The organism is Hungatella sp., from assembly GCF_046966825.1.
Genome location: NZ_JBKVCZ010000039.1, coordinates 24,572 through 49,857 on the forward strand (window position 1 = coordinate 24,572; position 25,286 = coordinate 49,857).

The following is a 25,286-nucleotide window of genomic DNA, read 5'->3' on the forward strand; positions in this document are numbered from 1 at the left end:
ACTACTTCCTCCAAATGCCGCCTCTATATTCTAAGTAATCTGCCCGTTTTTCATCAAAATCAAACTGAATATCGTCTCCTATGCCTGACATACGTCTCCATGAGCTCAGATGGAAATAGGAAGCCCCTGCGTTAACCATTTTTTCCGCTATGTCGCGTGATCTGCACCTGCCTGCCACCTCTATTTCTAACTCTGGATAATGGGTATGAATGTACTGAACATGTTCCACCTTCATCTCTCCAAACCGGCCGCCAGGGTTTGTCTTAATAACCTTTACTCCAGCTTTCAGAAATGTTTCCATGATCCGGTCTATATTCTCCAAGGAGTTTCGGATCAGCCATGCGATAGCAGCAATCCGCAGTCTGCCTTCCGAATAATCTATCACTGCTTTTAGATCATTGTACATTGTGTCAATATCGTTTGCCCAAAACGCATGAATATTGATTCCCAGATCCACCTCATCAATTCCATGAGCAATTGCATATTCTGCCAGTTTCAATTTTACAGGCGTGGTGTAGCCTCCGTAAGGATAACCAAGCACCATTCCTGTCCGGGTATAGCCATTTCCATATGCCTGTTCGATCTCTTTCAATAAGGGAACCTGATCCGCCTCCACAACAATGGACCGCACGCCATACTTATATCCGTCAATCAGCTCCTTGCGGACCTGTTCTTCTTTATAAAAAGATCCAAAAGGTGACAATACACATCTGGAAATCATCTCTCTGTCATACATAACATTTCCTCCTCAAAGCCATCCAGAATATTTTCAGCTTTTGCGCTTCCTATCATATCCGCACCTGCATCAAAGACTTCCTTTGCGAATTTATAATCATCAATAAACCCCTGAGCCAAAATTTTCATACTGTTTCCTACGGTCTTTTTAATTAATCGGATGTCATCTAAAGATGCTTTTACAGGCACTTCTGTCTTTGTATTTTTATCCAGTTTGTAATACAGCCCTGTAGAGGTGATAAGTGTATCAATGTTCTTTTGCTTTGCATGGAGGCAAAGCTGCTCTATCTCCTCATCTGTTAAATATTCCGTCTCCAAAAAAATTCTGAGTTCTTTCTCCCCTGCCGCATTTCTTAAAATATCCAGCTCTTTGTCTACCTTTTCCCACTTCTGATCTTTTACATTCCTGATAGTAATGCATACATTGAAAATATCTGCTCCATGAATTTTCGCATCCTCTATCTCAAATGCCTTTAATTCCGGCGGGAATCCCCCATGGCAATAGTCGATTAACACTGCAATCTTAACTTCAGTATCTTTCAATATTTTTCTGCACTCGTCAACCATAACCGGAAAAACCTGTACAGATGAAAAACCATGATAAAGCGCTTCATAGCAGGCGCTCTTTACATCTGTGTCTCGTACATCCATATCAAATACTCTATTTTCGATCTTACCGGCAAACTCCCTTCTATTCATTATTTTTCTACCTCCTCCGACCTCCGTTTTGCTTCATCAATAATTATACGGGCAGAGCGGACGCCAATTCCAAATCTATCACATCCTGCCTTTGCCATCTCCAGCATTGTGTCTAAATCGCGGATTCCTCCAGCCGCTTTTATACACGCAGCATCGCCAATGGTCTCTTTGATCAAGCGGATTGTCTCTACGGTTGTGGGCTTTGGGCCCCATCCGGTTCCCGTCTTTACAAACGCTGCCCCCGCTCTTACAGCAATCTCACTTGCACGTCGGATTTCATCATCGGTCAAATAACAAATCTCAATGATAGCTTTTACAGGAATCTCGCCAGCCGCTTCTACAATTGCCCGGATATCATCCTCTACCACTCTGTATTCTCCCGATTTGAGCGCGCTTACGTTGATAACCATGTCCAATTCTCTGCAGCCGATGGAAAGCATTTCCTTCGCCGTAGCAAGTTTCATAAACTGTGTATCGGCTCCCGACGGAAATCCTACCACACCTGTTACCACTACATCTTCCATATCTTCCAGCTTTTGAATCGTGTATTTCGTGGCCCATGGCATGGGGCTGGCACAAATACAATGATTTTTTCTGACAATATCAATCATCTGATTGATTTCATCAAAATTCACATCGGTTCTCACAGCGCTGACATCCATTACCCGTCCGATTTTCTTTAGATCGATTTGCATCTCTTTCCCTCCGTTTGATAATTATGTTTATTGATTTATTTGAAATAGGTAATTATCTTTTATGTTTTTAAACTAGCATATAACACAAAAAAAGTCAATATATTTTTGAATTTATTAGGATTTTTATTAATATTCTTGATTTTTTTCATTTATTATGTCATTATGTATTATGAAAAAAAGAATGTTTTTCATCATTTGAGTAAGGAGACCATTTAAGAATCAATATGAAAAAGAAACCAGCCTATCAAATTGTATACCAGGAATTAAAGTCGCGGATAAAAGAAGATATTTACCCTATCGGAACCCTTCTTCCCACAGAAACAGAATTATGTCAAATATTTAATGTAAGCCGGACAACGATTCGAAAAGCAGTAAATATGCTTGTAAACGAACATTACTTAGAGGTAAAGCAAGGGCATGGAACAACAATTTTAAACCCATCCACTTCACAAAAGCTTAATTGCATTACCTCCATCAGTGAAACTTTGGCCACAAAAGGATACCACGTTACAACGAAGGGAGTTTCATTGGAGCAAATAGCCGCTCCTGCTAAAATTGCAAAAATATTCCATATAAAAAATGATTCTCCCGTGTACCTTCTTCAACGTGTACAGTATATTGATGACTCACCAATTGCCCTGATTTCCAATTATCTGAAATTCAGTGAGTTTCCTGACTTGGAATCTCATGTGCCTTTTCCCAAAGGCCTTTACCATCTGCTGGAGACGGTTTACCATATTTCTTTTAAGGAGGCCGATGAACGAATAACCGCTGTGAGCGCTAATTTTACAGAATCTCAAATTTTGCGCGTCCCTTTAAACTCACCGCTGCTCTACAGTGAGCGAATCACTTATTCGGAAAATGGAGCATTTGAATTTGCTATAAGTAAGCTAATTGCGGAAAAGTACGAGTATTCCATCCACTTGGAGGGCCGGGCAGACTGACCACCCGCTGAAAAGATCCTGAGCATGTTTCCTTGACATGTTAAAGCCTCCTAACTATAATAGGAGTTACCCGTCTGGACGGTTGCGAAGGGGCGCGCTGGCGCGCCCCAAGAAGTATGGGAGGTCAATCAAATGCTTCGTTGAATCGAACCCTTTCTCCACATGGCAAGGGCTGTGGGGATGGATCTTTGTCATCACCGGGCTAAAGCTGGCGGTTCTGGCCGGGACGGCCGCCTTCGCCCGGATTATTTCCGTTTTTTTGGGGAATGCCGCTTCGCCGGATCTCACCTTTGCCCAGGGACGGCAGGCGGTTTTGTCCGCTCTGGTTACGGCTGCAGCCATGCTCTGCGCGGAGCTTCTTACCGGGGAGGCGGAATACCGGTGCACGGCCAAGGCGCGCCAGGTACTGCGCACCGGCATTTTTTCAAAGGTGCTGGAGCTGGATGTGGGAAACATTGAGAAAATCGGCCCGGTGTCCGCTATCACTTCCTCAGTGGACGGCGTGGAATCCATGCAAATCTATTACAGCAAATATCTTCCCGGTCTGCTCTATTCCCTGATCGCGCCGGTCTACCTCTTTTTCCAGCTGCGGGAGGTTTCCCTGATCCCCGCGCTCCTGCTGTTTGTCATTTCCTTTATCCTCCTGCCCGTAAACAATGTCTTTCGGAAGCATATCGAGGTTTTGAAGACGGAATACTGGAACTCCCTGGAGGACCTGACGGGCTATTACCTGGAAAGCGTCCAGGGGCTCACCACATTAAAACTGTTTGGCCGCGATGAGGATCGCACCCGTGTGCTGGCGGCAAAGTCAACGCAGTTCAACAATAAGATCATGGATGTGATGAAGGTGAATTTTTCCTCCTTCCTGCTTACGGACGGCCTGATCTACGGCGGGGTAGCTGCCGCAGCCTGCGTGGCTGCAAAGCAGGTTCTCTCCGGAAAGATTTCTTTTTCTGACGGGCTCATGGTGCTCCTGCTATCCTTCAGTTTCTTCAGCTCCGTCCGCCAGCTGATGAATGCCACCCATTCCGCCCTGGCCGGTGTGTCCGCTGCCGATAAGGTGGAGAAGCTTTTGGACATTGACACCGCCAGGCCCTATAATCCGGATCTGCCCATGGCCTCGCCGGCATTTGACGGCATCCGTCTGGAGCATGTATCCTACGCCTACGAGGGGCGCCAGGCAGCTCTTAAGGATGTCTCCCTGGACATCCCGCGGGGAAAGGTTACTGCTCTGGCCGGGCTCTCCGGCAGCGGAAAATCCACGATTGCCGGACTTTTGATGCGGTTTTATGATCTGGAAAAAGGCCGCATTCTTTTGGAGGGGAGAGACTATGTAAGTCTTACTCCGGACGAGCTGCGGCGCCGCGTCATTATGGTTCCCCAGACCGTAAGCCTGTTCAGCGGCAGCGTGGCGGAAAATCTGCGCATCGCCGCTCCGGATGCTTCGGACGAGGAACTGTATGAGGCATTGCGGGATGTGCGGTTAAAGGATTGGGTGCTCTCTCAGCCCCTGGGGCTGGATACGGACGTGGGCGACGCCGGCGGGCGGCTCTCCGGAGGCCAGCGCCAAAAAATAGGGATTGCCCGGGCGCTGCTGTGCCGTGCGGAATACATTATTTTTGACGAATCTACATCCAGCGTGGATCGGGAGAGCGAGGAGGAGATCTGGAACTGCATTGACGAGCTGTCCCAGACCCGGACGCTGATCATCATTTCCCACCGGCTCTCCACCATCCAGAATGCGGATTGCATCTATGTTCTGGAAAATGGAGCCATCGCCCAGCAGGGGACCCATGAAGAGCTGATGCGGGAAACGGGTCTGTACCGGCGGCTGGTGGAAGAACAGGCCCAGCTGGAAGCGCTGGGGATGGAGGAGGTGCGGCATGCGTAGACGTTTTTCCTATTCAATCGGGGAGCTGACCCGGCGGCTCCTTAAAATTGCTGCTCCGGTCAAGGGAACTTTGGCTATTTCCACACTGGCCAGCATTCTGGGAAATCTGGCGCAGATGGGCCTGATGGGCTTTGGCGCCCTGTTTCTTATGGCCTGCGCTGAAATGAATGACGGCTCCCCCTGGATCTTTGGAGGACTTATGGTTTTCTCCGCATTTCTCATCGTGGCCTGCCGCTATGTGGAAGGCGTAATCTCCCATGCCGGAGCCTATGAACTCCTAGCCGGGATGCGGATCCGCCTGTATCAGATTCTCCGCCAGCTGGCGCCCGCCTGCCTGATGGATCAGAATAAGGGGGATATCCTCAATATCGCTGTCTCGGATATTGAAACCATTGAATATTTCTTCGCCCATGCCATCGGCCCTATGTTCACCGTGATCATTCTCCCCTGTGTGACTTTGATGCTGGCATTTTGGTTTAACCCCTTATTTGCCGCCGTGCTCCTTCCCATATACGCGGTGGTCAGCCTGGCATTTCCCCTTATCGCCATACGGGCCGGGCGCAGAGTGGGACTGCGCTTTCGCTCCCGGCTGGGAGAGCTGAAAGCTTTGGTGCTGGAGAGCGTCTACGGGCTTAAGGACATTCAGATTTTCGGGTTCGGCCCGCGCCGGCTTGCCATGGTTCAGGAAAAGAACCGGACGATTAACCGCTCTGCCCATGGCCTCGTCCTGCACCAGCAGACCGTGTCCTCCGCCCCCGCGTTTTTCGTGTATCTGGCCCGGATCCTGATTATCGGAGCCGCCTCCTATCTGGCAGCTTCCGGCGCGCCGAACCCCCAGGGAACGATTATTCTCTCCTTTGTGGCAGCAGCCTCCTTCTCGTCCACCCAGTCTCTGACTTCTGTGGTTTCCAATCTGCTTGAGACCTATGCGGCGGCGGAGCGGCTGTTTCGCATTGAGGATACCCGGCCGGAAGTGACGGATCCCGCAGCACCCAAGAGCTGTGGACCCATCCGGAGCATCGTGTTTGACCATGTGCAGTTTTCTTATCCCGGGACAGGGGAAGCGGGAGGCTCTGATGCTGGCACTATCGCGGCCTCTGGCGGGGCCGCCGGTGACGGTACAATCGCGGCCTCTAGCGGGACCTCCCCAGCTGACGGCTCTGGCGGCAGCGCCCAGCAGTCCGGCCTTATCCTCCGGGATTTCTGCCTGACAATTTCGGGAAATGAAAAGCTGGGAATCGCGGGGGAAAGCGGCATCGGCAAATCCACAGTCCTGCGGCTTCTCCTCCGGTTCTGGAATCCCACAGCCGGTCAGATCCGCATAAACGGGATTCCAATTGAGGAAATTTCCCTCTCAGAGCTCCGCAGCCGGATCGCCGTGCTGGAGCAGGACACTTTTCTTTTTAATGGGAGTATCGGCGAAAATATTGCCATTGGAAAGCCGGAAGCATCGAAGGAGGAAATTGAGACTGCTGCCAGGCGGGCAGGCCTTCACGATTTTATCGCTACTCTGCCGGATGGGTATGATACCCAGATGGAACAGATGGGCGCCCGGCTGTCCGGAGGCGAGCGCCAGAGAGTGGGCATTGCCCGAACCATGCTCACGGATCCGGACGTCATTGTTATGGACGAGCCGACCAGCAGCCTGGATGTTCTGCATGAGAAGGAACTCCTAAAAACCCTTTCGGAGGAATGCTCCCACAAGATGCTTATTATCATTTCCCACCGTCCCTCCACGCTTACGGGCTGCAGCCGGGTGGTGCGGCTTAAGGGCGGGAAAATGGAGGAGTGCTACTGAGGGAGCTGATTCTGGGGCGGGCGGGTTATGCCTCGACAGGCGGCTCACTCGTTTGGCGGGCGGCTTATCTCCCAGAAGGCCACCGCGCTGGCAGACGCCACATTCAGGGAGTCCACCCCGGGCGCCATGGGAATACGAACAACGTAGTCGCAGTCCGCTATGGTCCCGTCAGCCAGCCCGTCCCCCTCTGTTCCCAAAATCAGGGCCAGGCGTTCCTCCCGCTTAAGACGTGAGTCCTCAATGCTCACCGAGTCCTCCCGCAGCGCCATGGCTGCCGTGCGAAACCCCATCCGGCGCAGTGTTTCCATTCCTGGATCCGGCCATCCGCCGTCTTTTCCCTCATCAAAATAGGTCCAGGGGATCTGAAAAACCGTCCCCATGCTCACCCGCGCGGCCCTGCGGTAAAGGGGATCGCTGCAGCCGCGAGTCAATAGGATCCCATCTATGCCGATGGCCGCTGCCGAACGGAAAATCGCTCCCACATTTGTGGGGTTCATCACGCGCTCCAGCACTGCAATCCGGCGGGCATTTTGGCAAATTTCTTCCACCGCAGGCAAGGGCGGGCGTTCCATGGCGCAGAGAATTCCCCGGGTCAATTTGTAGCCGGTGATTTTTGTAAGAATTTCCATCCGGGCGGTGTAGATCGGGACATCGCCGCAGCTTTTTAAAAGTTCTTCCGCCTCCCCTTTTAGCTGCTCCCGCTCCGCCAGAAAGGAGATGGGACGGCACCCACGGCCCAGCGCCCGCGCAATCACCTTCGGGCTCTCCGCGATGAAAATTCCCGGCTTCGGCTCATTGATATGCAAAAGCTGGGGCTCCGAAAGCCGGGCGTAGACATCCAGCTGGGGGGCGCTAATGTTGGTGATTTCTTGTGGGGTGGACATTATTCGGAGCTCCTCTCTTTACTATCATATGCGCCTATATCCATATAGCGCAGCCGCTTCATTCCTTCTAAATCGATAAAAACCATGCTTCATCAATACTGTAGTCATTCACGGGAATGACGCCTAATTGTAATTCTCTTAATTTTTCTACCAATTCATCTCCATCAACCAGGTCAATGGGCGTGGTGCCCGGACGGTTGGCCTCTTCTATGGCTGGCCCTGAAAATTTTCCCGTTGTTATAAACAACCCTTTGTCCGCCCTTCCCTGCATAGCGCCTCTAAAATCCCGAATTTCTCCGGCAGCCACTGTTCCTGTATAGCGCTTGCATTGAAAAAGCATGTGAAAGCTGATTATGCCGTTCAGCTTTATAATTCCCATCCCATCTATTCCGCCGTCTCCTGTTTTTCCGGTAACTTTGACCTGGGTGAATCCCGATTCTCTTAACAGCCTTTGGGTTAATCGCTCAAAAGCATCTGGTTTTAAATTTAATAACTAAAACTTCCCACACCAATACGGTGTGTTGAACCTTGAAAATTCAATATTTCAGCCAATAAAAAGGCATAAACCTGTTCCGTTTGGTATAATGGAATTGACTAGAAACCATCTTTACAAAGGAGATTTATGCCATGTCCAGTATACCACAAAACCATTGCGATGAGAACGAGTTAATTGATTGCGTTCAAAGATTTTTTTCCAGGCATCATGTCAGCAAGCTTCTTGCCAGATGTAATGGGATGAAAGAAAAAGGCGTTTCACCTGTTTCTCTCCTTCGTTACAAACTCTGCAACGTCTTTGTCGGAAGAAGTATGTATATGCAGCAACGGATAGGTTCCTTTAAGGAAGGTTTTTCAAAGAACACTTTTTACCGGTTCCTTAATTCGGTAAAAACAAACTGGCTCCGTTTTACTTCTCTTCTTGCTGCGGATATCGTTAATAAGGATCTCAAAGATCTAACGGATGATAACAGGAAAAATGTGTTCATCATTGATGATAGCCTTTTTAGCCGAACCAGTTGTAAGAAAACAGAACTGGGATCAAAAGTATTTGACCACACCGATATGCATTTCAAAAAAGGGTTTCGGCTGCTTACTTTAAGCTGGAGTGATGGAAACACATTGATTCCGGTAAACAGCTGCCTCTTAGCATCTGCAAAAGAAACAAATATTATCGGTCCGGTAAAGAACTTTGATAATAGGACTATTGCAGGAAAAAGGCGTAAGCTTGCGCAGACAAAAGCACCAGAAGCAATGATGACTTTGTTGGATACTGCCCTCTGTGCAGGACTAAAGGCGGATTATGTCCTTTTTGATTCCTGGTTTTCCAACCCGGCACAGATCACAGCCATCCATTCAAAAGATATGGATGTGATCGCTATGATTAAGAAAAGCAGCCGCATCAAGTATTCGTACTGTGGTGAACAGTTGAACATCAAAGAGGTCTATTCCAGGAACAAAAAACGCCGTGGCAGATCAAAGTATCTGCTTTCTGTTGACGTCATGGTAGGAAAAGAGAATCCCATTCCGGCGAAAATCGTTTGCGTAAGGAATAAAGCAAATCGCAAGGACTGGCTTGCTTTTATCTGTACGGATACGACCCTTTCCGAAGAAGAGATTATCCGTATTTATGGAAAGCGCTGGCAGATTGAGGTTTTCTTCAAGACCTGCAAATCTATGCTGAACCTGATTGGAGAATGCCGCAGCTTATCCTATGATGCACTGACAGCTCACGTGGCTATCGTGTTTACCAGATATATGTTACTTGCAATGGAACAGCGCCAAAATGTAGATCAGAGAACGCTTGGCGAATTGTTCTTTTTCCTTGTTGATGAAATGGCAGACATTACTTTCAGCAGATCACTAGGCATCCTGATGGATGCCTTAATGGCAAGTCTTCAGGAAATCTTAAAGCTCAGCGATGAGCAATTGAGAGCTTTTACTGCTGATTTTGAAGCAAGACTACCGAAATATCTGCGTAACGCACTCCATCCAGAGTCTATAGGAGCATAAATCACTATTTTGTTAGCTGAAATATTGAATTTTCAAGGTGCAAAGCCCATTTTAAGTATGGGAAGTCTTAGTAATAAAACCATAATTTTTTGAAATACTTCTCTTAATGGGTTGTTTTCGTAATCAATCGTAATTTTAAAATCATCCGGCAGCACCTCAAAAATGTCAAAATTATAAAAGTATGAAACCTCCCTGCACTCCTCCATTCTTCTTTTTCTGTTAAATTCAGTATTTACCATACCATTTCCATTGGGTACAAAAAACATAGTTTTAGTTGCAAACATTGCAACGGGACTATATACGTCAAACACTAAATAATTTGATGACTGTTTTAATAAATTAGAGAATGCAATCATAACCTCTTCTAAAGACAAAGAAAGTATATCTTTAACAAATTCATCAAATGCATAAATAGAAAAATGATTATTAACCACTTCCTTATCAATCTTTACTTTAACATTTATGATTTCATCTTCTAATGTGTCGTTAATAAACCCCTTATAATCCTCTTCATTACCTAATGAAAAATCATAAACCTGTTCTGTTTCATCTTGCAAAACTATTTTTATTTTATCTCTTTGTGAAACGGAATTTATGATATCCAAAAAATACCCATACTCTGGAGCATTTTTAACCTCAAATTTAAAGGAGGCTTCATATACTTTCATTCTTTCTGAAACGACACTATCTATTATTGTTGCTGCCTGAATCAACTCTGTAAGCATAATCCCCCTCCTCTTGTTTTATTTATTTGAAAATCTTCTAAATGTCAAATCATTATCTGTTTTTATTTGTATATATCTATTTCCATCATTATCTCTATATGCTTTTATAGTTTCATCAAAATCGTCTATAGCATCCGTTATTCTTAACTGTACACCGTGGCAAACATCATAAACCTTTCTAATACGGGCATTTATAACTGATGGTACCGTGTTAAACTGCTTATCAAATTTGTATTTCTCTGGTAATTCCCGTATCTTTTCTAATACTTTTTCCATTTTATCTTGTTCCAATTCCGTTGGTTTATAGTTTTCCAATGTACTTTGAATCATAGTGTCATAATCAATATAATCATTAGACTTAAAATATGTAATCATTGTATTTCTAAGCAGTGTGTGATCTCTTGGTGCAATACCTTTTACATTTCTATTTAATGTACTATCTATTGCACGAAATGCTTTATCTGTATTTACTTCGTCACTTACAACTTGATCTAATTCTAAAAAATTATCATACCAATACTTTGCAATATTATTAGAATATACTTTTGCTGAAAAATTAGTTGCATTGGGATCGTCAATTCTAAAAGTACAGGACTTCCAAAGTTTAGTTTTATCTTTTGAAAATCCGGATTTAAAGCTAAAATCTTCATCGTCTACAAAATCGGTATGTTCCACCTTAGCCAGCAAATATATATGCTCATCCATCTCTTCATCGTACATAAGAGCTTGTATTAAACTACCTTTTTGTACATTTGTATTCATATGTGCCACGGAAGTTTGTGCTTCTTGCTCTTTTAATAACAGTCTTTTAGCTATAAAATCCATTTTATCTGTTACAAAATTGGCATCTATCTGATTTTTTACTATATCTAAAATACAGCTTATTACTTCTGTATTAGCTGACCGTGTATGATATTCTCTAATAGAGGAATTATCATTTATATAAGTAATCAATGTTCTCACATAGTCAGAAAATGTTTCTGGCGTATCCCGTACATAAACAACATTATTCTCATAATCAATGATTCTTATTGTTTGAAAAACAATTTCCATCTTTAGCCCTCCTGCCAATACTTTTTTCAATTATACCACATATTGGAAGCAACTTGGACAAAAAATTGCCTTTTTTATACCATCTGCACTTTCATGTTTTATTTTGGGCCCATTCTTCCACTATTGGGATAAGACATTGCCAACTTAAATCTACAGTATGAATAAAAATTCCATATATTAGCTCGAATTGGATACTCTTTTCTGTATTCAAATTCCATCTGGTACTTTATGCTATGTCTGGTACACCACCAATGAATATCTTTCATTTTCATAGAATTACCAGCACTTATATGTTCTCCTAGCATTTTAATCTTATAATTATCTGTCTCTGTTTTAGCAAATAAATAAAACCATACATTAAAATATCTAATTATGTATACCTCACAATCTCCATTGTACATCATACACACTCCTGTCTATACAGTAATATATTTTCCACTTTTCTACAATATCCACATAATGTATACTGTAGTCTATGGGGTAAATATTTCGACCAAGATCAATACAATCTCAATTACTCCCACGCCATCCTCTTCCTTCAAAAATGCAGCCAGCTCTTTCTTTATCCTTTCCATACCATTCACCTCCCTTCTCAGTAAAAAGCCAGGAATGCAGGCACTACCATCATGACCATAACAACGCCAAGCATTAGAAACAGCGGCAGCAGCAGCTTTGTCCCGGCCTCTTCTCCCAGTTTTTTCGCCAGGTTTTTCCGCTGTTCGAACGCAGCCACCATCTCCAGCTCCAACGCGGCTTTAAGATTCTTACTGCCGGTTTTCCGGTTCTGTTCCAGCAGTGCCGCCAGCTTGACGTAGGGCTGCAGGCCACACCTTCTCCCAAATTCACCGTATGCCCTGCCCTCGGCCATTCCGCTCTTTAACTGGGAAATCGTATGACACATCTCTTCATAGGCAGGCCTCGGCTTCCGTGTTCCTCCCTGGACCGTGTTTTCATATCCCACGACAATCCGTTCCCAGGCAGTCCTTATCGTCATCCCCGCGCTGATAAATACCATGAATTTTGATACAATTTCAGAATAGTCCAGAAGCAAAAACTGCTCCCGCTGTTTTTTTGCATTCTGCTCCTTCATTTTCTCCCGCGCCGCCCACAAAAAGGCAAGAAGAACTCCCAAAAAAGGGATCACCGTATAGTCCGTATCACGCTCCCGGTAATAGCTCAGCTTTTTTCCGTCCACTTCCTCCGGAAGAAGAAGCTCTTTCTCTGTCTTCTGCCTGGTATCCAGGCGGCGGCACGCTTCCATGATCTTTTCCTTAAGCTGCTCATCCCTGTTTAAGACCGGCGGCATCACAGTCACCCGTATGTCGTATTCCTGCGTATGGGCTCCATCCGTTAAGACTGCTTTTAACCAAACCGTCTCCCCTTCCTCCGAAACACCGCTGTTTACCACGGTACCAAAGGAGTCCACCAGCTCTGTGTTCTCGGATTCCCAGCGGACCGTTAAGCCGTAGGACTCCAACACCCGTACTAAATTCAAATCACCGCGAACCGCCTCCAGTGATTCGTTTCCGCCCAGAATCCGGTCTGTCAGTTCCGGAAGTACCGTATCATACAGTGCTTTGGCCTCCTCGTCTGAATACTGCCGGTCTCTCACCGGTATCGTAACCGGTATTTCCCGCCCTTCCTCTCCCAACTCCCGAACCATTACCTCATACAGGAGTTCCCCTTCTCCGTGGGACGCCCGCTGCAAAGAAGATACGGGCACCCATTTGCCTCCCTGAAAAATCAGTAATACTACATACAGTATGATTCCGACCGCGGCACAGGCCATAGAAAACTTTGGAACCGGAAATTTTACGGATTTCCCCATTGCTACACCTCGATTCTTAGAATTCTTCCCGCCAAAGCATACGCTGCCGCGTAGAGCACCAGGCACCCTGTCATGATACCTCTCCCTGCACTGGTCTGATACATCATGTCGAAGAATCCAGGTGAGCTGACATCGACGTACAGCACCAGGAAAAAAGGAATCAGGTTCATAATCTTCTGTTCAAACTGTTTGGCAGCCGTCATTGTTGTGATCTCCTCCTGAATCTGTATCTTGTCACGAATCACGCCCGAAGTGTGGTTAATAATCGAGACCAGTTCTCCCCCGCTTCGTTTTGCTGCGGCAAACACCTCGGCGAAATTCCTTACATCGTCCAGTCCGCTTCTGTCGCCAAATTCCCTCAACACCTGCTCAACCGGGCGGTTCATACGGATCTGTCCCTCCATATGGCTGAATTCCAGGGTCATCATGCCGGAAGGTCCATACATGACCACCAGTTCCTTCACACTGGCTGAAAATGCATTCTCCACCGAGTATCCGGCACTCAGAAAGGAAGATAGAATCAGAATCCCTTCTTTAAATTCCAGATTCAGCTTTTTTAAACGCTGTTCTTTTAGATCTCGCTTCTTGATCAGGGGATAACACAGTCCGAAAGGACTCAATAGAATAAATACCGGCAGACTCCGGTAAAATACATAGGACACGGCCGCCGCAAAACCGGCTCCTGCCGCCGCATATTGGAACCATTCCCCGGCGGACAGCCGGTACCTGTCATAACACAATGCCTGCTGCCCGCAGTTTTTCCGTGTGCTTAAGCGCTCCGGTTTTCTTAAGGCATCCGGAGACGACCGCGTCCGGACCTTTTCGTTCCTCCGTCTTTTCCTCAAACTCATACAGGGAATGAAGCCTGATTTCCCCTTCTTCATAACAATCCACCTCCACAATTGAAAGCACCCGTCTGCTCCTGTCTCTCAGTCTCCCCAAATGCACGAGAATATCAAGAGCCGAGGCCAGCTGACTGCGGATCGCCGGCAGAGGCAGTTCGGCCCCCATTAACATCATCGTCTCCAGCCTGGAGAGCATGTCCTTCGGGCTGTTGCCGTGTCCCGTACTCAAGCTGCCGTCATGCCCCGTATTCATGGCCATAACCATGTCCAGCGCCTCCTTCCCCCGGACCTCCCCCACAATGATTCTGTCCGGATTCATACGGAGCGCCGCGCGAATCAGATCTGCGATCGTGACGGCGCCCTCACCCTCTGCGTTTGGTCCTCTGGCCTCCAGTCTTACCAGATTGGGAACGGCACGGATTTGCAGTTCCGCGGAATCTTCAACCGTAACCAATCGTTCTTCAGCCGGAATGCAGGCGGTAAGCGCATTTAAAAACGTGCTTTTCCCGGAATTCGTTCCTCCGCTGATGAAAATGTTATACCCCGCCGTCACCAGTTTCTTTAAAAATACAGCCGCCTCCTCGCTGACCGAGCCAAACCTGATTAATTTCTCCATTGTAATCGGCTCCGGAAACTTTCTGATCGTCACCGCAGGACCATCTAATGCAATGGGCGGCAGGACGATGTGTACACGGGATCCATCCGGCAGTCTTGCATCTGCTACTGGCCGTGAGACATTCACGGTACGGTTGACGCGGCTGACAATCTGCTGAATCATGTCCTCCAGCTGCTCCGTGCTCTCAAAGCCTTTACTCCACGCCTCCACACGCCCCTTCCGTTCGACGAAGATATGATCCGGTCCGTTCACCATAATCTCAGTCACCTCACGGTCATCCACCAGCTCCTGCAGCACCCCCAGCCTGCGGAAGGAATCAAACAGGCTGCTGCGCAGGTCCACCCGCTCTTTTAACGGCAGGTATCTGGCCTGCCCGTATTCCATAATCCGTTCGTCGATCAGCTCATACAGTTCTTCGTCGCTGGTATGGTTCTGTCCCTCCAGAAGCGTCATCAGTTCCTGCCTCAGTTCCTTTCATAATTCCTGATCCATCGCTTATGCCCCCTGTCACCTGACTGCCGTTTTCTCTCGTTCTTTTCCTGTTGTTCTGTTACTACGATTACCTCCCCTTCAACAGCTGCCTCGTATAATCCCCTAACTCTCCCCACAGCAGCTGCTCCAGATAGTTTTCCTTTCTTCCAAAACTGCTGTGATACGGAAGCTTAATCTTCTGAATCCGCTCTTTAAGCGCCTCATGCCCCGAACGGACTAAGTACTCTTCGAATTCCTCCACCTTTGCCACAGACATACAGTCATCCTTCACCGGCATAAAGACCGTACTGCATACTTCCAGCACAGAAGCGGCCTTTTTCCCAAACTGTCCTAAATCCACCACCACGATATCGTAGGCGCTCTCCTTTGCAATCCGCGTCAGCAGATCTGCCATATCCTCGGCCGTAATCTGACACAAATCCTCCGGATACCGCACCGGCGGTATGTAATCCAGATCTCCCCAGGAGTAGATAACCGAGCTCAGCCGTACCCAGCTGTAATTTCCCTGTCCGTAAAAATACAGCAGGTCGGACAAATCCGCCTTGTGCTCTTCCCCAAACAGCTTTTCCAGTCCGGAGCAGTCTTCTAAGTTTACATAAAGCACCCGTGATTTTCTGGACAGAAGCTGGCCCGCAGTCAGCGCAAAGGAGGTCTTTAAGCAGCGGTTGACGGGGGAGTACACACCGATGATATCACCGACATTCCCAATCGCGGTAAGCGCAGGCTGAGTCGTCCCCACGCAGTAACATGCCATTACCTCCCGCATGATATTATCGGTAGCCTGATACTTATAGACGCTCGGGTACTGTCCATCGACCGGCACCGTCTCCCCGTCAGCCAGCGTCACCACCCTGGCCGCTCCCAGGCGGTCAATCTCCTCCTTAGGCACAGTACTGTTAATCAGGAGCAATTCAATCTCATGCTCCATGGCATAATTTTTAAGCCTTTCCAGCGTCGTAAACGCCATGACGGTAAAAGGCACCTTTTCCTTCTGGTTTACAAAATCTGCAAACCGGTCGGCATAAAACGGGTCCACGTCGTAGACCGCCATAATCCTGTTTGTCACACCTTCGCTCCTATCCCGGTATCATGATGAAAGCCATGGTTCCAAAGAGCAGACAGACTCCCAGAGGGATTACCGCCTCCACCCCATCCCTGGCAAAATCATAATAGGCCGTTATTTTTTTTGTATGGTAAATGCGCCTGATATAGGCTGTGAGATGGTCAAAGCGCTCGTGAAAGCTGCCTTTCACCATCATCTTCAGAAAAGACCAGAAGGCCCCGATAAGAAATCCCAGGCCGATCGCCGCGGCTCCTGCGGTAAGGCCTGAGTAGCCGCAGATCAGCGCGGCCAGCTTGACATCTCCCGCTCCGATCATGCGGAAGAAAAACAGTGGAAAAAACAGTGCGGTCACCGCCAGCATACGCGCCAGAAACAGCCCGCCCTCTTTTAAATATACCGCCGTCTCCGGAGGCACTCCAGACTCCACCATGGCAAGAAGTATCCCACAGACCATGGAAATGGCTACCCACCAGTTGGGAATCCGGTGCTCCCGCACATCGTAATAGGCGCCGGCGGCCAGCACCAACAGCAAAATCAAATTTTGAGCGATAAAATCCCCCTCTTTCTCTCTTTATATTTTATCAAAACTGGGAATTGTGCCGGAATATCGGCGCTACAGTCATAAAAAGAATTCTATGACCCTGTGAATCATATCTGCCCTCTGAATGGGGGTAAGAATGTTTCTTAATTATGCACAATCCTAAGCTAAAAGTCAACCTGTTTTCCACAAAAATACTGTATACATTTATTTGCTTTACATAACTGGGAAGCCTTGATGAAATGGACTTTTTTTCCATCTCACCCCCGGCTTTTTCCACTTCATTTTGTTGACGTTCTCTCCCTAAAATGGTAAAATACAGTTAGTTTATTTTTTTAAACCAAAGGAGGAATTTACATGTTGGAAGCCGGCGATTTTAACAAGCTTTTTCGCGACTGCATGCCGCTGTTTATTGCTCTTGGAGACGAGGTCCGACTTTCCATCATCGGGGTGCTTGCCAGCACTGGTCTCTATGACGATCATGAGACGAACATCGCCGCTTCGCTGGAGGGATACCGCCTCGACGGAGCCCACGGCATGAATGTAAAGGAGATTACGGAGCAGACCAATTTATCACGCCCCGCCATTTCCCATCATTTAAAGATTTTAAAAGACGCCGGTTTGGTGAATGTTCGCCGGGAAGGCACTTCCAACTACTATTATCTGACGATCGCAGACAGCACAAAGGAACTCCGCAGACTGGGGACTTATCTCCAGGAACTGCTTTCTTCTGCCAAAGAGCGGCCTTCGCCAATGAATACAGGCAATTTATGAATATTTTGGTATTTTCCAGATATACTATTTTCTATAATAGAACTGTTGACTTATTTAAATCTGGAGATGAAATACGATGAAAAACATGATATTCAGAAAACGGCTGGTCCGTTCCGAGGAAGAAAAAAACTTACGCCGGGAGATTGAGCGTTCCAAAACAGCCATCGATTCGGCAAGAAACCATTTTGAACAGGTAGTCGATCCCACGCTGATTGACTGCTATATCTATGAACTAAACGCGGCACAGCTGCGTTATCAGTTCCTTCTGCGCCGCTTCAAGAGCCGGGAGGTATAAACTTTTATCACTGGAGGATAAGTATATGAGCAAGTGGTATGAAAAAGGGGTATTTTATCATATGTATCCCTTAGGGTTAACGGGGGCGCCGAAAGAGAATTCCGGAGCCGACGTTACAGACCGTTTTGAGGAAATGAATCAATGGATTCCTCATATCCGGTCACTTGGCTGTAACGCCATTTACATCGGGCCACTGTTTGAGTCCTCCTCACACGGGTATGACACGCGGGACTACCGCACAGTAGACCGCCGTCTGGGAACGAATGAAAGCTTCAAAGACTTTGTTTCCCTGTGTCATGAATCGGACATCAAAGTGGTGGTTGACGGAGTTTTCAACCACACAGGCCGGGAGTTCTTCGCATTTCTGGACATTGCTGCAAACCGGGAGAGTTCTCCTTACCGTGACTGGTATAAGGGCGTGAACTTCGGCTGGAACAGTCCGCTGGGAGATTCCTTTGGCTATGAGGCCTGGCAGGGCCATTACGAGCTGCCCTGTCTGAATCTGTGGAATCCCGATGTAAAACAGTATTTATTTGATACGATCCGGTTCTGGGTCGATACCTTCGATATCGACGGAATTCGCCTTGACTGTGCCAACGTACTTGACTTTGGCTTCATGAAGGAGCTAAGGAGCCAGACCTCCGCCATGAAGGAGGATTTCTGGCTGATGGGCGAGGTGATTCACGGCGATTACAGCAGATGGGTGAATGATGAGATGCTTCATTCCGTCACCAATTATGAGCTGCACAAAAGCATTTATTCCGGACACAACGACCACAATTACTTCGAAATAGCCCATAATGTCAGGCGTCTCGAGGCCATCGGCGGCAGGCTCTACACCTTTGTAGACAACCACGACGAGGACCGGATCGCCAGCAAATTAAACGATCCGGAGCATTTATATCCCGTCTACACACTCCTGTTCACGCTTCCCGGAATTCCTTCCATCTATTATGGAGGAGAATGGGGGATTGAAGGCAGGCGGACAAAGACGAGCGATGACGCGCTCCGGCCTCGCATCACCATCGCAGACGAGGAAAAACTTCACTGCGGCCTGACAGATCTCATTGCCAGACTGGGAACCATTCATGATGAGAATCCTGAATTCCACGGGGGACGGTATCAGGAGCTCCTTCTCACCAACAGGCAGTACGCATTTGCGCGGTTCCATCAGGGACATGCCGTCATTACCGCGGTAAACAACGACGGAGCCGATGTATCCGTCGCCATACCAAGCCCGGTAAGCGGCACCACAGCGGTAAATCTTCTCGATGGAGAGGAGTACCCGTTACAGATCAGAAAATCATGGTAACTCTGCCGGCAAACCGGGGGGTTATTCTAAAGATTACGGAGGGCTAAACTTATGGCAGGAAGCAAAAAGGAAATTGGGACAGGATTTATCACGGAAGTAGACCGTTATCTCTTCAACAACGGCAGACATTATGAGATCTTCGAGAAAATGGGCGCGCATCCGAAAAAATATAAGGGCAAAAACGGCATGTATTTTGCCGTCTGGGCACCTCATGCGGAGCAGATCGGTGTCGTCGGCGACTTTAACAGTTGGGACCCGGAGGCAAATGCGATGATGCCTCTGGCGGATTCGGGCATCTGGGAGGCATTTGTCCCTGGCATCGCTGCAGGAGAGCTATACAAATACGCCATCACAACGAAAAGCGGCAAGATCTTATTCAAGGCAGATCCCTATGCGTTCAGCGCGGAATACCGCCCCGGCACCGCTTCCCTTACCACCGATCTTTCGGACTTCCAGTGGGGAGACGACGCCTGGATGGATAAACGCGAAAGCGCCGATCCTATGAACGCTCCGATGAGCATTTACGAGGTTCACCTCGGATCCTGGCGCAGGAAAAACAGACCGGAAAAAGACGGCTGCTATACATATGTGGAAGCTGCGAAGGAGCTGGCCGATTACGTGACCGACATGGGATACACCCACGTGGAGTTAATGGGAATCGCCGAGCATCCCTACGACGGCTCCTGGGGTTATCAGGTCACCGGTTACTTCGCCCCGACCTCCCGCTACGGAACGCCTCAGGAATTCATGTACTTTATCAATTACATGCATAAAAAAGGAATCGGCGTCATCCTGGACTGGGTTCCGGCCCATTTCCCAAGGGATGCGCACGGTCTCTCTGAATTTGATGGAGAAGCGCTCTATGAATACGCCGATCCCAGAAAAGGGGAACACCCGGACTGGGGAACCAAGGTATTTGATTACAGCAAGTATGAGGTAGACAATTTCCTCATTGCCAACGCCATTTACTGGGTGGAAAAATACCACGTGGACGGACTCCGGGTGGATGCCGTCGCCTCCATGCTCTATCTGGATTACGGCCGGGAGAACGGCAACTGGATTCCCAACCGTTACGGCAGCAATGAAAATCTGGAAGCCATTGAATTTTTCAAGCATTTAAACAGTGTAATGGCAGACCGCGGGAACGGCGCCATTGTCATCGCGGAAGAGTCCACCGCATGGCCGAAAGTCACCGGGAAGCCGGAGGACGAGGGTCTTGGCTTTACCTTTAAGTGGAATATGGGATGGATGCACGATTTCCTGGAGTACATGAAGCTGGACCCGTATTTCCGCAAATACAACCACCACAAGATGACGTTCGGACTCACCTATTTTACCAGTGAAAAATATATCCTGGTGCTGTCCCATGACGAGGTCGTCCATCTGAAGTGTTCCATGATCAACAAGATGCCGGGACTTTTAGAGGATAAGTTTGCCAACTTAAAAGCGGGCTACACCTTTATGCTTGGTCACCCGGGCAAGAAGCTGCTCTTTATGGGGCAGGATTTCGGCCAGTTCCACGAGTGGGATGAAAAGGCGGCGCTGGACTGGTACCTGACCGACGAGCCGCAGAATGCCGGCTTACAGAGCTACGTGAAGGATTTACTGCAGCTCTACCGCAAATATCCGGCGCTCTACGAACTGGATTACGACTGGGACGGTTTCCAGTGGATCAATGCCAACGACGGAGACCGCAGCATCTTCAGTTTCGTCCGTTACAGCCGCGATCACAAACGGAGCCTCTTATTTGTCATCAATTTTACTCCGGTGGAACGGCCTGACTACCGTGTAGGCGTGCCGAAGCGCGGAACCTATACCCTGGTGCTGGATAACAGCCACGGCCTCTACAAACGGGGCGACAAGGCCCCTGCGTTCCGTTCCGTGAAAAAGGAGTGCGACGGCCAGGATTATTCCATCGCTTATTCGCTTCCTGCATACGGAACCGCAGTTTTCCGTTTTTGATAATATTTTTAGTTTTATGTAAATTGTGTGCAAAATATTCAGAACTTTTTACCGGAATATCTGTACTTTTTATGGAATTTGTAGTAAAATAAAAGAACCAAAACTACTACATAGTTTAGACTCAAGGATGGAAGGAGAGGTTATATATGGCAGCAGAATTGATTGCAACAACAGCAACAAAAAAAGTATATCGTGACGGAGACAAGGCGATTAAGGTTTTCAACGCAGATTTCCCGAAGGCGGAAGTATTAAATGAAGCGCTGATTACCGCGCGTGTAGAAGAAACCGGCGGAATTGACGTACCAAAGGTATTGGAAGTCGGTGTATTTGAAGGTAAGTGGTCCATTACGTTTGACTTCATTGAAGGCAAAACCCTCCAGCAGCTTATGGACGAGAACCCTGACAAGCTTGCAGAGTACATGGAACAGATGGTTGATCTTCATCTGAATATTCTTTCCAAACACTGCCCTCTGTTAAACAAGCTGAAGGATAAGATGTCCAGACAGATTCTTGAGATCGATGAATTAAGTGATATTACACGCTATGACATGCGCACCAAGCTGGACAGCATGCCGAAGCATACCAAGTTATGCCACGGTGATTTTAACCCGACCAATATCGTCGTAAGAGAAGACGGCTCCATGTGTGTTCTCGACTGGGTACATGCGACTCAGGGTAACGCCAGTGCAGATGTTGCCAGAACCTACCTTCTGTTCTGCTTACAGGATCAGAAAAAAGCGGATATGTACATGGATATTTTCTGTAAAAAGACCGGTACTGCAAAGAAATACGTACAGACATGGCTGCCGATCGTAGCTGCGGCTCAGCTGTCAAAGAAACGTCCGGAAGAGGTTGAATTACTTCAGAAATGGGCGAATGTCTGCGATTATCAGTAGAAAGGAACTCCTCCGGGAATACTACCGGAGGAGTTTTTTATTTCACAGATACGTATGCCCTGTTATGTTACTCAATTCTTTGTCAATCGAAGTTTCTGATAGCGGCTTCTTAAATTTTCTGAATCAATATATTCAATTTTATGTTCTCCTATCAATTCACGTATAGCCTTACCGACTGTGTCGGTAACTTTTGTATACCCCATAGCTTCTGCAAGTTCCGAAGACGAAAGCGGACTTCTCTGGCTTAATGTTGAGAGAATCAGATCTTTAATTTCGCTAATGCTTCTGCGTTTTCTCACGCGCCGTTCCGGCTTTTGAGAGGACGCAGGCAGAAATTTGTCCTGTACAGCAAGAATTACAGTAAAATACGTCCTTTCTATATCCGTTTCAAATACCGGCGGCTTTGAACCATTTTGCTGCATTGCACGCAAAATCGTTGGTATCCCCGTATTTCTCCCCTCAATAAGCTTTAATTCTTTCAAAAAATCACCAATTCTGCGGTTTCGGTAGCGACGGGAAATCATATGCCTGTTTCGGATATCTTCATCACTGATCGTCCTGTCCGGGCCCGGCAAACTGGTAATCTCCATTTTTTCAGGAGTAATCGTTACCGTAATGGGTTCGCCAATCTGATAGGATTTGTGATAGACCGCATTCGATAAAGCCTCCTCCACCGCCGCATAAGGGTAATTATAAATACGTTCTGCTTCGGCGCGGCCAGGAACCTTTGTAACTTTTTCTTTTATAATATAATTTTGGACATAGCTAAGGGCATCACGCAATTGGCGGTCAAGCGGCCCGGAAAATACTTTTTCAGTCATACCGATCCCTGTCGGATCAGGCTTATCAACAACTTCAATACGTGCATAAGGAAAAAACTCATCCGGCCGCTCATAAAAAAACATAAGCCCAACGTTTAATGGCTTGCGCAATTCACTCGGACCACCAACCAAACGCATATCTAAGGCAAGTTCCGTAACAGGACGCTTAAGCGAAGTTTCGTACAAATCGCTTCCTACTGCATAAAGATATTCTGCAATTAGACTGGACTTTAAATCAGCTACATTCGCTTTAAAATTAGCGCGATCATCAAAAGGAACATTATTGGCCAAAAGGAACAGTTCTTTTTCTTCCAGATTATTTGCCTTAATTGTATTGGAAAGTTTACGAATATAATATGCTTTGTCACTCCTGACAGCCTTTTCTGCCGGGAATGAGGTTGGGCACTTATATGGACGTGATTCCCCGCCCGGCACCCAAAGAACCAAAATATCCGCACCTTCATAAATAGTCTGCTCAACAATCGGAACATATCGCGGCTCAATCAGATTGCACTTTTGCAGTAATTCTTTGTTAATGCGGTCTATGGAATCCGGAGTAAGCCCGCTGACCGGAAGCTTCGGCATGCCATCCTCTTCCTCCACTCCAATAATAATATATCCGCCGCCCCAGTTATCAATGTCGTTAGCAAATGCACAGATGGAATGTAGAATTGGTTCCGGATTCCAATTCCTTTTATACTCAACCCGTGCATTCTCAACAACTCTGCGGTTGATCAATTCCGTTATATTAATTGGCAAGGCCATGCTGATTCCCCCTTTAATATCCCTTTATGATATCCCTTTATGATACCCCTTTATGATACCCCTTTATGATACCCCTTTATGATACCCCTTTATGATACCCCTTTATCATACCCTTTTATTATAAGGAGTATGTATGGAAAATTCAAGGTACTATCTGTTCAATTTTTATCTGCCATCGTCGTCTCTCACCGTCAGCACAAACAGCCTCGCAAGATAATCCCCCTGCCGCACTCCCGCCGTCCTGACACCGCTGGCCTGATCCGACAGAATCAGTCCGTAATTCATGAGTTCATCGCCGTAGCATGTGTATGGAAACTCCGCCATTCCCTGTTCCCGGATCTCATACTCCCCCTCTTCCAGAAGCCCCAAAAGCCTCATCCTGCAAAAACCTGCATTTACCGGCTGCAGCACTCTGAAGTAAGCAGCCAGTGCCTCCCGTTTGTCCGGAGAAACCACGATCCAGCCAGCCTCGCTGCGTTCATTCTCAAAGGGACTGATCAACCGGTAAAAGGTCCCTTCCGCAATCAGTCTGCGGTTTGCCTTCATAAATGCAGTCTGTTTCTTCATCTGTTCAAGCTCCGCCTCACAGATTGCCGTTACATCCATCTCATATCCAAAGGTACCGAAATACGCACAGACTGCCCGTGTCTCCATCGGGACATGACGGTGCGTCTGATGGTTCGGAGCCGCGGAGACGTGACTGCCCATGGAACTTAAAGGGTAAACGTAAGAAGTTCCGTACTGGATTCTTATACGCTCTACTCCATCCGTGTCGTCCGAGGTCCATGCCTGCGGCGCATAATAGAGCATTCCGGGGTCGAACCGCGCTCCGCCGCTGGCACACGATTCAAACAGAACGTGAGGGAATTTGCGAATCAGCCGCTCATACAGACGGTAGACTCCCAGAATCTGACGGTGCATGACGGTTCCCTGACAGGCGGCATCCCTCCCTGAAGACCACGCCTCCGTAACGCTGCGGTTCATATCCCATTTGATATAGCTCAAATGCCCCCGCTCGATGATGTCCTCCATCAATCCGCCGATATAATCAATCACCTCGTCCTTCGAAAAGTCCAGAACCAGCTGGTGGCGGCCGACACAGCGCGGCCTGTCCTCACTGCCCAGCACCCAGTCCGGATGCGCCTCATACAGGCGGCTGTCCCGATTGACCATCTCCGGCTCAAACCAGAGACCAAAGGAAAGCCCCATGGCCCGTATTTTCTCCGACAGCCCTTCGATGCCGTCCGGCAGCTTCTTCCGGTCCGCATACCAGTCCCCAAGCGAAGAAGTGTCATCGTCACGGCGGCCAAACCACCCGTCATCCAGGACGAACAGCTCCACACCGGCCTTCCTGGCCTTTTCCGCCAGGTTCAGAAGCTTTTCTTCCTGAAACTTCATATAGGTGGCTTCCCAGTTATTGATTAAAACAGGGCGCTCCCGGTCTCTCCACCAGCCCCTCGCCAGTCTGGTCCGGAACAATTGGTGGAACACCTGGCTCATTCCATTTAAGCCCCTGTCAGAATAGACCAGCACTGCCTCCGGGGTCTGGAAGCTCTCCCCTGCTGCCAGCGGCCAGGAAAATCCCTCCGGATGGATACCAACCATGATTCTCGTTGTCCCCATGGTGACAACCTCGGCACTGGCAAGA

Annotated in this window: 21 protein-coding genes and 2 pseudogenes; 9 read left to right on the forward strand and 14 right to left on the reverse strand. The window is 47.7% G+C overall.

Features of this window, described 5'->3' with window-relative positions; translation table 11 throughout:
* Window position 1: 1 nt before the first annotated feature.
* Genes ACLTD4_RS14145 through deoC (ACLTD4_RS14155) form a run of 3 tightly spaced genes read right to left on the reverse strand, consistent with a single transcriptional unit; the run spans window position 2 to window position 2,129 of the window.
* Window positions 2–736 (reverse strand): hypothetical protein, encoded by a 735-nt coding sequence (locus ACLTD4_RS14145; protein WP_412331375.1) that lies wholly within the window; start codon window positions 734–736, stop codon window positions 2–4.
* Window positions 718–1,434, reverse strand: coding sequence for a deoxyribose-phosphate aldolase (deoC, locus tag ACLTD4_RS14150; RefSeq protein ID WP_412331376.1), 717 nt, complete (start codon window positions 1,432–1,434; stop codon window positions 718–720). The genes ACLTD4_RS14145 and deoC (ACLTD4_RS14150) overlap by 19 nt, the downstream gene beginning before the upstream one ends.
* The gene (gene deoC / locus ACLTD4_RS14155; RefSeq protein ID WP_412331377.1) at window positions 1,434–2,129 is read right to left on the reverse strand and encodes a deoxyribose-phosphate aldolase; all 696 of its coding nucleotides are present in this window, start codon (window positions 2,127–2,129) and stop codon (window positions 1,434–1,436) included. Before deoC (ACLTD4_RS14155) ends, deoC (ACLTD4_RS14150) begins: the two co-directional genes overlap by 1 nt.
* Window positions 2,130–2,353: 224 nt before the next feature.
* Here deoC (ACLTD4_RS14155) and ACLTD4_RS14160 point away from each other — a divergent pair, with 224 nt between their 5' ends.
* The 3 genes from ACLTD4_RS14160 to ACLTD4_RS14170 are packed head-to-tail and all read left to right on the forward strand — an operon-like array spanning window position 2,354 to window position 6,762.
* Window positions 2,354–3,073, forward strand: coding sequence for a GntR family transcriptional regulator (locus ACLTD4_RS14160; RefSeq protein WP_412331378.1), 720 nt, complete (start codon window positions 2,354–2,356; stop codon window positions 3,071–3,073).
* A gap of 37 nt (window positions 3,074–3,110) precedes the next feature.
* Complete coding sequence (locus ACLTD4_RS14165) at window positions 3,111–4,964, forward strand: ABC transporter ATP-binding protein/permease (RefSeq protein WP_412331379.1); 1,854 nt, start codon at window positions 3,111–3,113, stop codon at window positions 4,962–4,964.
* Window positions 4,957–6,762, forward strand: coding sequence for an amino acid ABC transporter ATP-binding/permease protein (locus ACLTD4_RS14170; RefSeq protein ID WP_412331380.1), 1,806 nt, complete (start codon window positions 4,957–4,959; stop codon window positions 6,760–6,762). The genes ACLTD4_RS14165 and ACLTD4_RS14170 overlap by 8 nt, the downstream gene beginning before the upstream one ends.
* Window positions 6,763–6,806: 44 nt before the next feature.
* On the opposite strand, the gene ACLTD4_RS14175 is transcribed toward ACLTD4_RS14170, so the two are convergent.
* Window positions 6,807–7,646 carry a TrmH family RNA methyltransferase gene (locus tag ACLTD4_RS14175; RefSeq protein WP_412331381.1) on the reverse strand — a complete coding sequence of 280 codons (840 nt, stop codon included), beginning with the start codon at window positions 7,644–7,646 and terminating at the stop codon, window positions 6,807–6,809.
* 67 nt (window positions 7,647–7,713) lie between these two features.
* A pseudogene (locus ACLTD4_RS14180) lies at window positions 7,714–8,124 on the reverse strand (restriction endonuclease); the annotation flags it as partial.
* Window positions 8,125–8,273: 149 nt separating this feature from the next.
* Here ACLTD4_RS14180 and ACLTD4_RS14185 point away from each other — a divergent pair.
* On the forward strand, window positions 8,274–9,653 hold the full coding sequence (locus tag ACLTD4_RS14185; protein ID WP_412331367.1) for a transposase: 1,380 nt from the start codon (window positions 8,274–8,276) through the stop codon (window positions 9,651–9,653).
* A gap of 32 nt (window positions 9,654–9,685) precedes the next feature.
* On the opposite strand, the gene ACLTD4_RS14190 is transcribed toward ACLTD4_RS14185, so the two are convergent.
* The 7 genes from ACLTD4_RS14190 to ACLTD4_RS14220 form a co-directional block, all read right to left on the reverse strand.
* Window positions 9,686–10,378: a hypothetical protein gene (locus ACLTD4_RS14190; protein ID WP_412331382.1), complete on the reverse strand. Its 693-nt coding sequence runs from the start codon at window positions 10,376–10,378 to the stop codon at window positions 9,686–9,688.
* A gap of 18 nt (window positions 10,379–10,396) precedes the next feature.
* A complete protein-coding gene (locus ACLTD4_RS14195) occupies window positions 10,397–11,431 on the reverse strand; it encodes a hypothetical protein (RefSeq protein WP_055650592.1) in 1,035 nt (344 codons plus the stop codon).
* A gap of 592 nt (window positions 11,432–12,023) precedes the next feature.
* The gene (locus ACLTD4_RS14200; protein WP_117622712.1) at window positions 12,024–13,259 is read right to left on the reverse strand and encodes an immunoglobulin-like domain-containing protein; all 1,236 of its coding nucleotides are present in this window, start codon (window positions 13,257–13,259) and stop codon (window positions 12,024–12,026) included.
* A 2-nt stretch (window positions 13,260–13,261) separates the two neighbouring features.
* Window positions 13,262–13,999: a type II secretion system F family protein gene (locus ACLTD4_RS14205; RefSeq protein WP_117622713.1), complete on the reverse strand. Its 738-nt coding sequence runs from the start codon at window positions 13,997–13,999 to the stop codon at window positions 13,262–13,264.
* On the reverse strand, window positions 13,989–15,173 hold the full coding sequence (locus tag ACLTD4_RS14210) for a CpaF family protein (protein ID WP_117622714.1): 1,185 nt from the start codon (window positions 15,171–15,173) through the stop codon (window positions 13,989–13,991). Before ACLTD4_RS14210 ends, ACLTD4_RS14205 begins: the two co-directional genes overlap by 11 nt.
* Window positions 15,174–15,279: 106 nt before the next feature.
* Entirely contained in the window at window positions 15,280–16,263 is a 984-nt protein-coding gene (locus tag ACLTD4_RS14215; protein WP_055659958.1) for a hypothetical protein, read from the reverse strand.
* Between the two features lie 25 nt (window positions 16,264–16,288).
* Window positions 16,289–16,813 (reverse strand): prepilin peptidase, encoded by a 525-nt coding sequence (locus ACLTD4_RS14220; RefSeq protein WP_117622715.1) that lies wholly within the window; start codon window positions 16,811–16,813, stop codon window positions 16,289–16,291.
* A gap of 357 nt (window positions 16,814–17,170) precedes the next feature.
* Here ACLTD4_RS14220 and ACLTD4_RS14225 point away from each other — a divergent pair, with 357 nt between their 5' ends.
* The 5 genes and pseudogenes from ACLTD4_RS14225 to ACLTD4_RS14245 all read left to right on the forward strand — a co-directional run bounded on the left by ACLTD4_RS14225 (window position 17,171) and on the right by ACLTD4_RS14245 (window position 22,052).
* Window positions 17,171–17,587 carry an ArsR/SmtB family transcription factor gene (locus ACLTD4_RS14225; protein WP_117622716.1) on the forward strand — a complete coding sequence of 139 codons (417 nt, stop codon included), beginning with the start codon at window positions 17,171–17,173 and terminating at the stop codon, window positions 17,585–17,587.
* A 76-nt stretch (window positions 17,588–17,663) separates the two neighbouring features.
* Window positions 17,664–17,882 (forward strand): YaaL family protein, encoded by a 219-nt coding sequence (locus tag ACLTD4_RS14230; protein WP_002605693.1) that lies wholly within the window; start codon window positions 17,664–17,666, stop codon window positions 17,880–17,882.
* A gap of 25 nt (window positions 17,883–17,907) precedes the next feature.
* Window positions 17,908–19,241 (forward strand): annotated as a pseudogene (locus tag ACLTD4_RS14235) (alpha-amylase family glycosyl hydrolase).
* A gap of 4 nt (window positions 19,242–19,245) precedes the next feature.
* Entirely contained in the window at window positions 19,246–21,156 is a 1,911-nt protein-coding gene (gene glgB / locus ACLTD4_RS14240; protein ID WP_117622718.1) for a 1,4-alpha-glucan branching protein GlgB, read from the forward strand.
* Between the two features lie 146 nt (window positions 21,157–21,302).
* Window positions 21,303–22,052, forward strand: a complete 750-nt coding sequence (locus ACLTD4_RS14245) for a phosphotransferase family protein (protein ID WP_002605696.1) — start codon at window positions 21,303–21,305, stop codon at window positions 22,050–22,052.
* A 71-nt stretch (window positions 22,053–22,123) separates the two neighbouring features.
* Here ACLTD4_RS14245 and ACLTD4_RS14250 read toward each other — a convergent pair whose 3' ends face one another.
* Window positions 22,124–23,638, reverse strand: coding sequence for an RNA-binding domain-containing protein (locus tag ACLTD4_RS14250; RefSeq protein WP_055659837.1), 1,515 nt, complete (start codon window positions 23,636–23,638; stop codon window positions 22,124–22,126).
* A 165-nt stretch (window positions 23,639–23,803) separates the two neighbouring features.
* A partial coding sequence (locus ACLTD4_RS14255) for an alpha-galactosidase (RefSeq protein ID WP_412331383.1) occupies window positions 23,804–25,286 on the reverse strand: 1,483 nt, incomplete at its 5' end.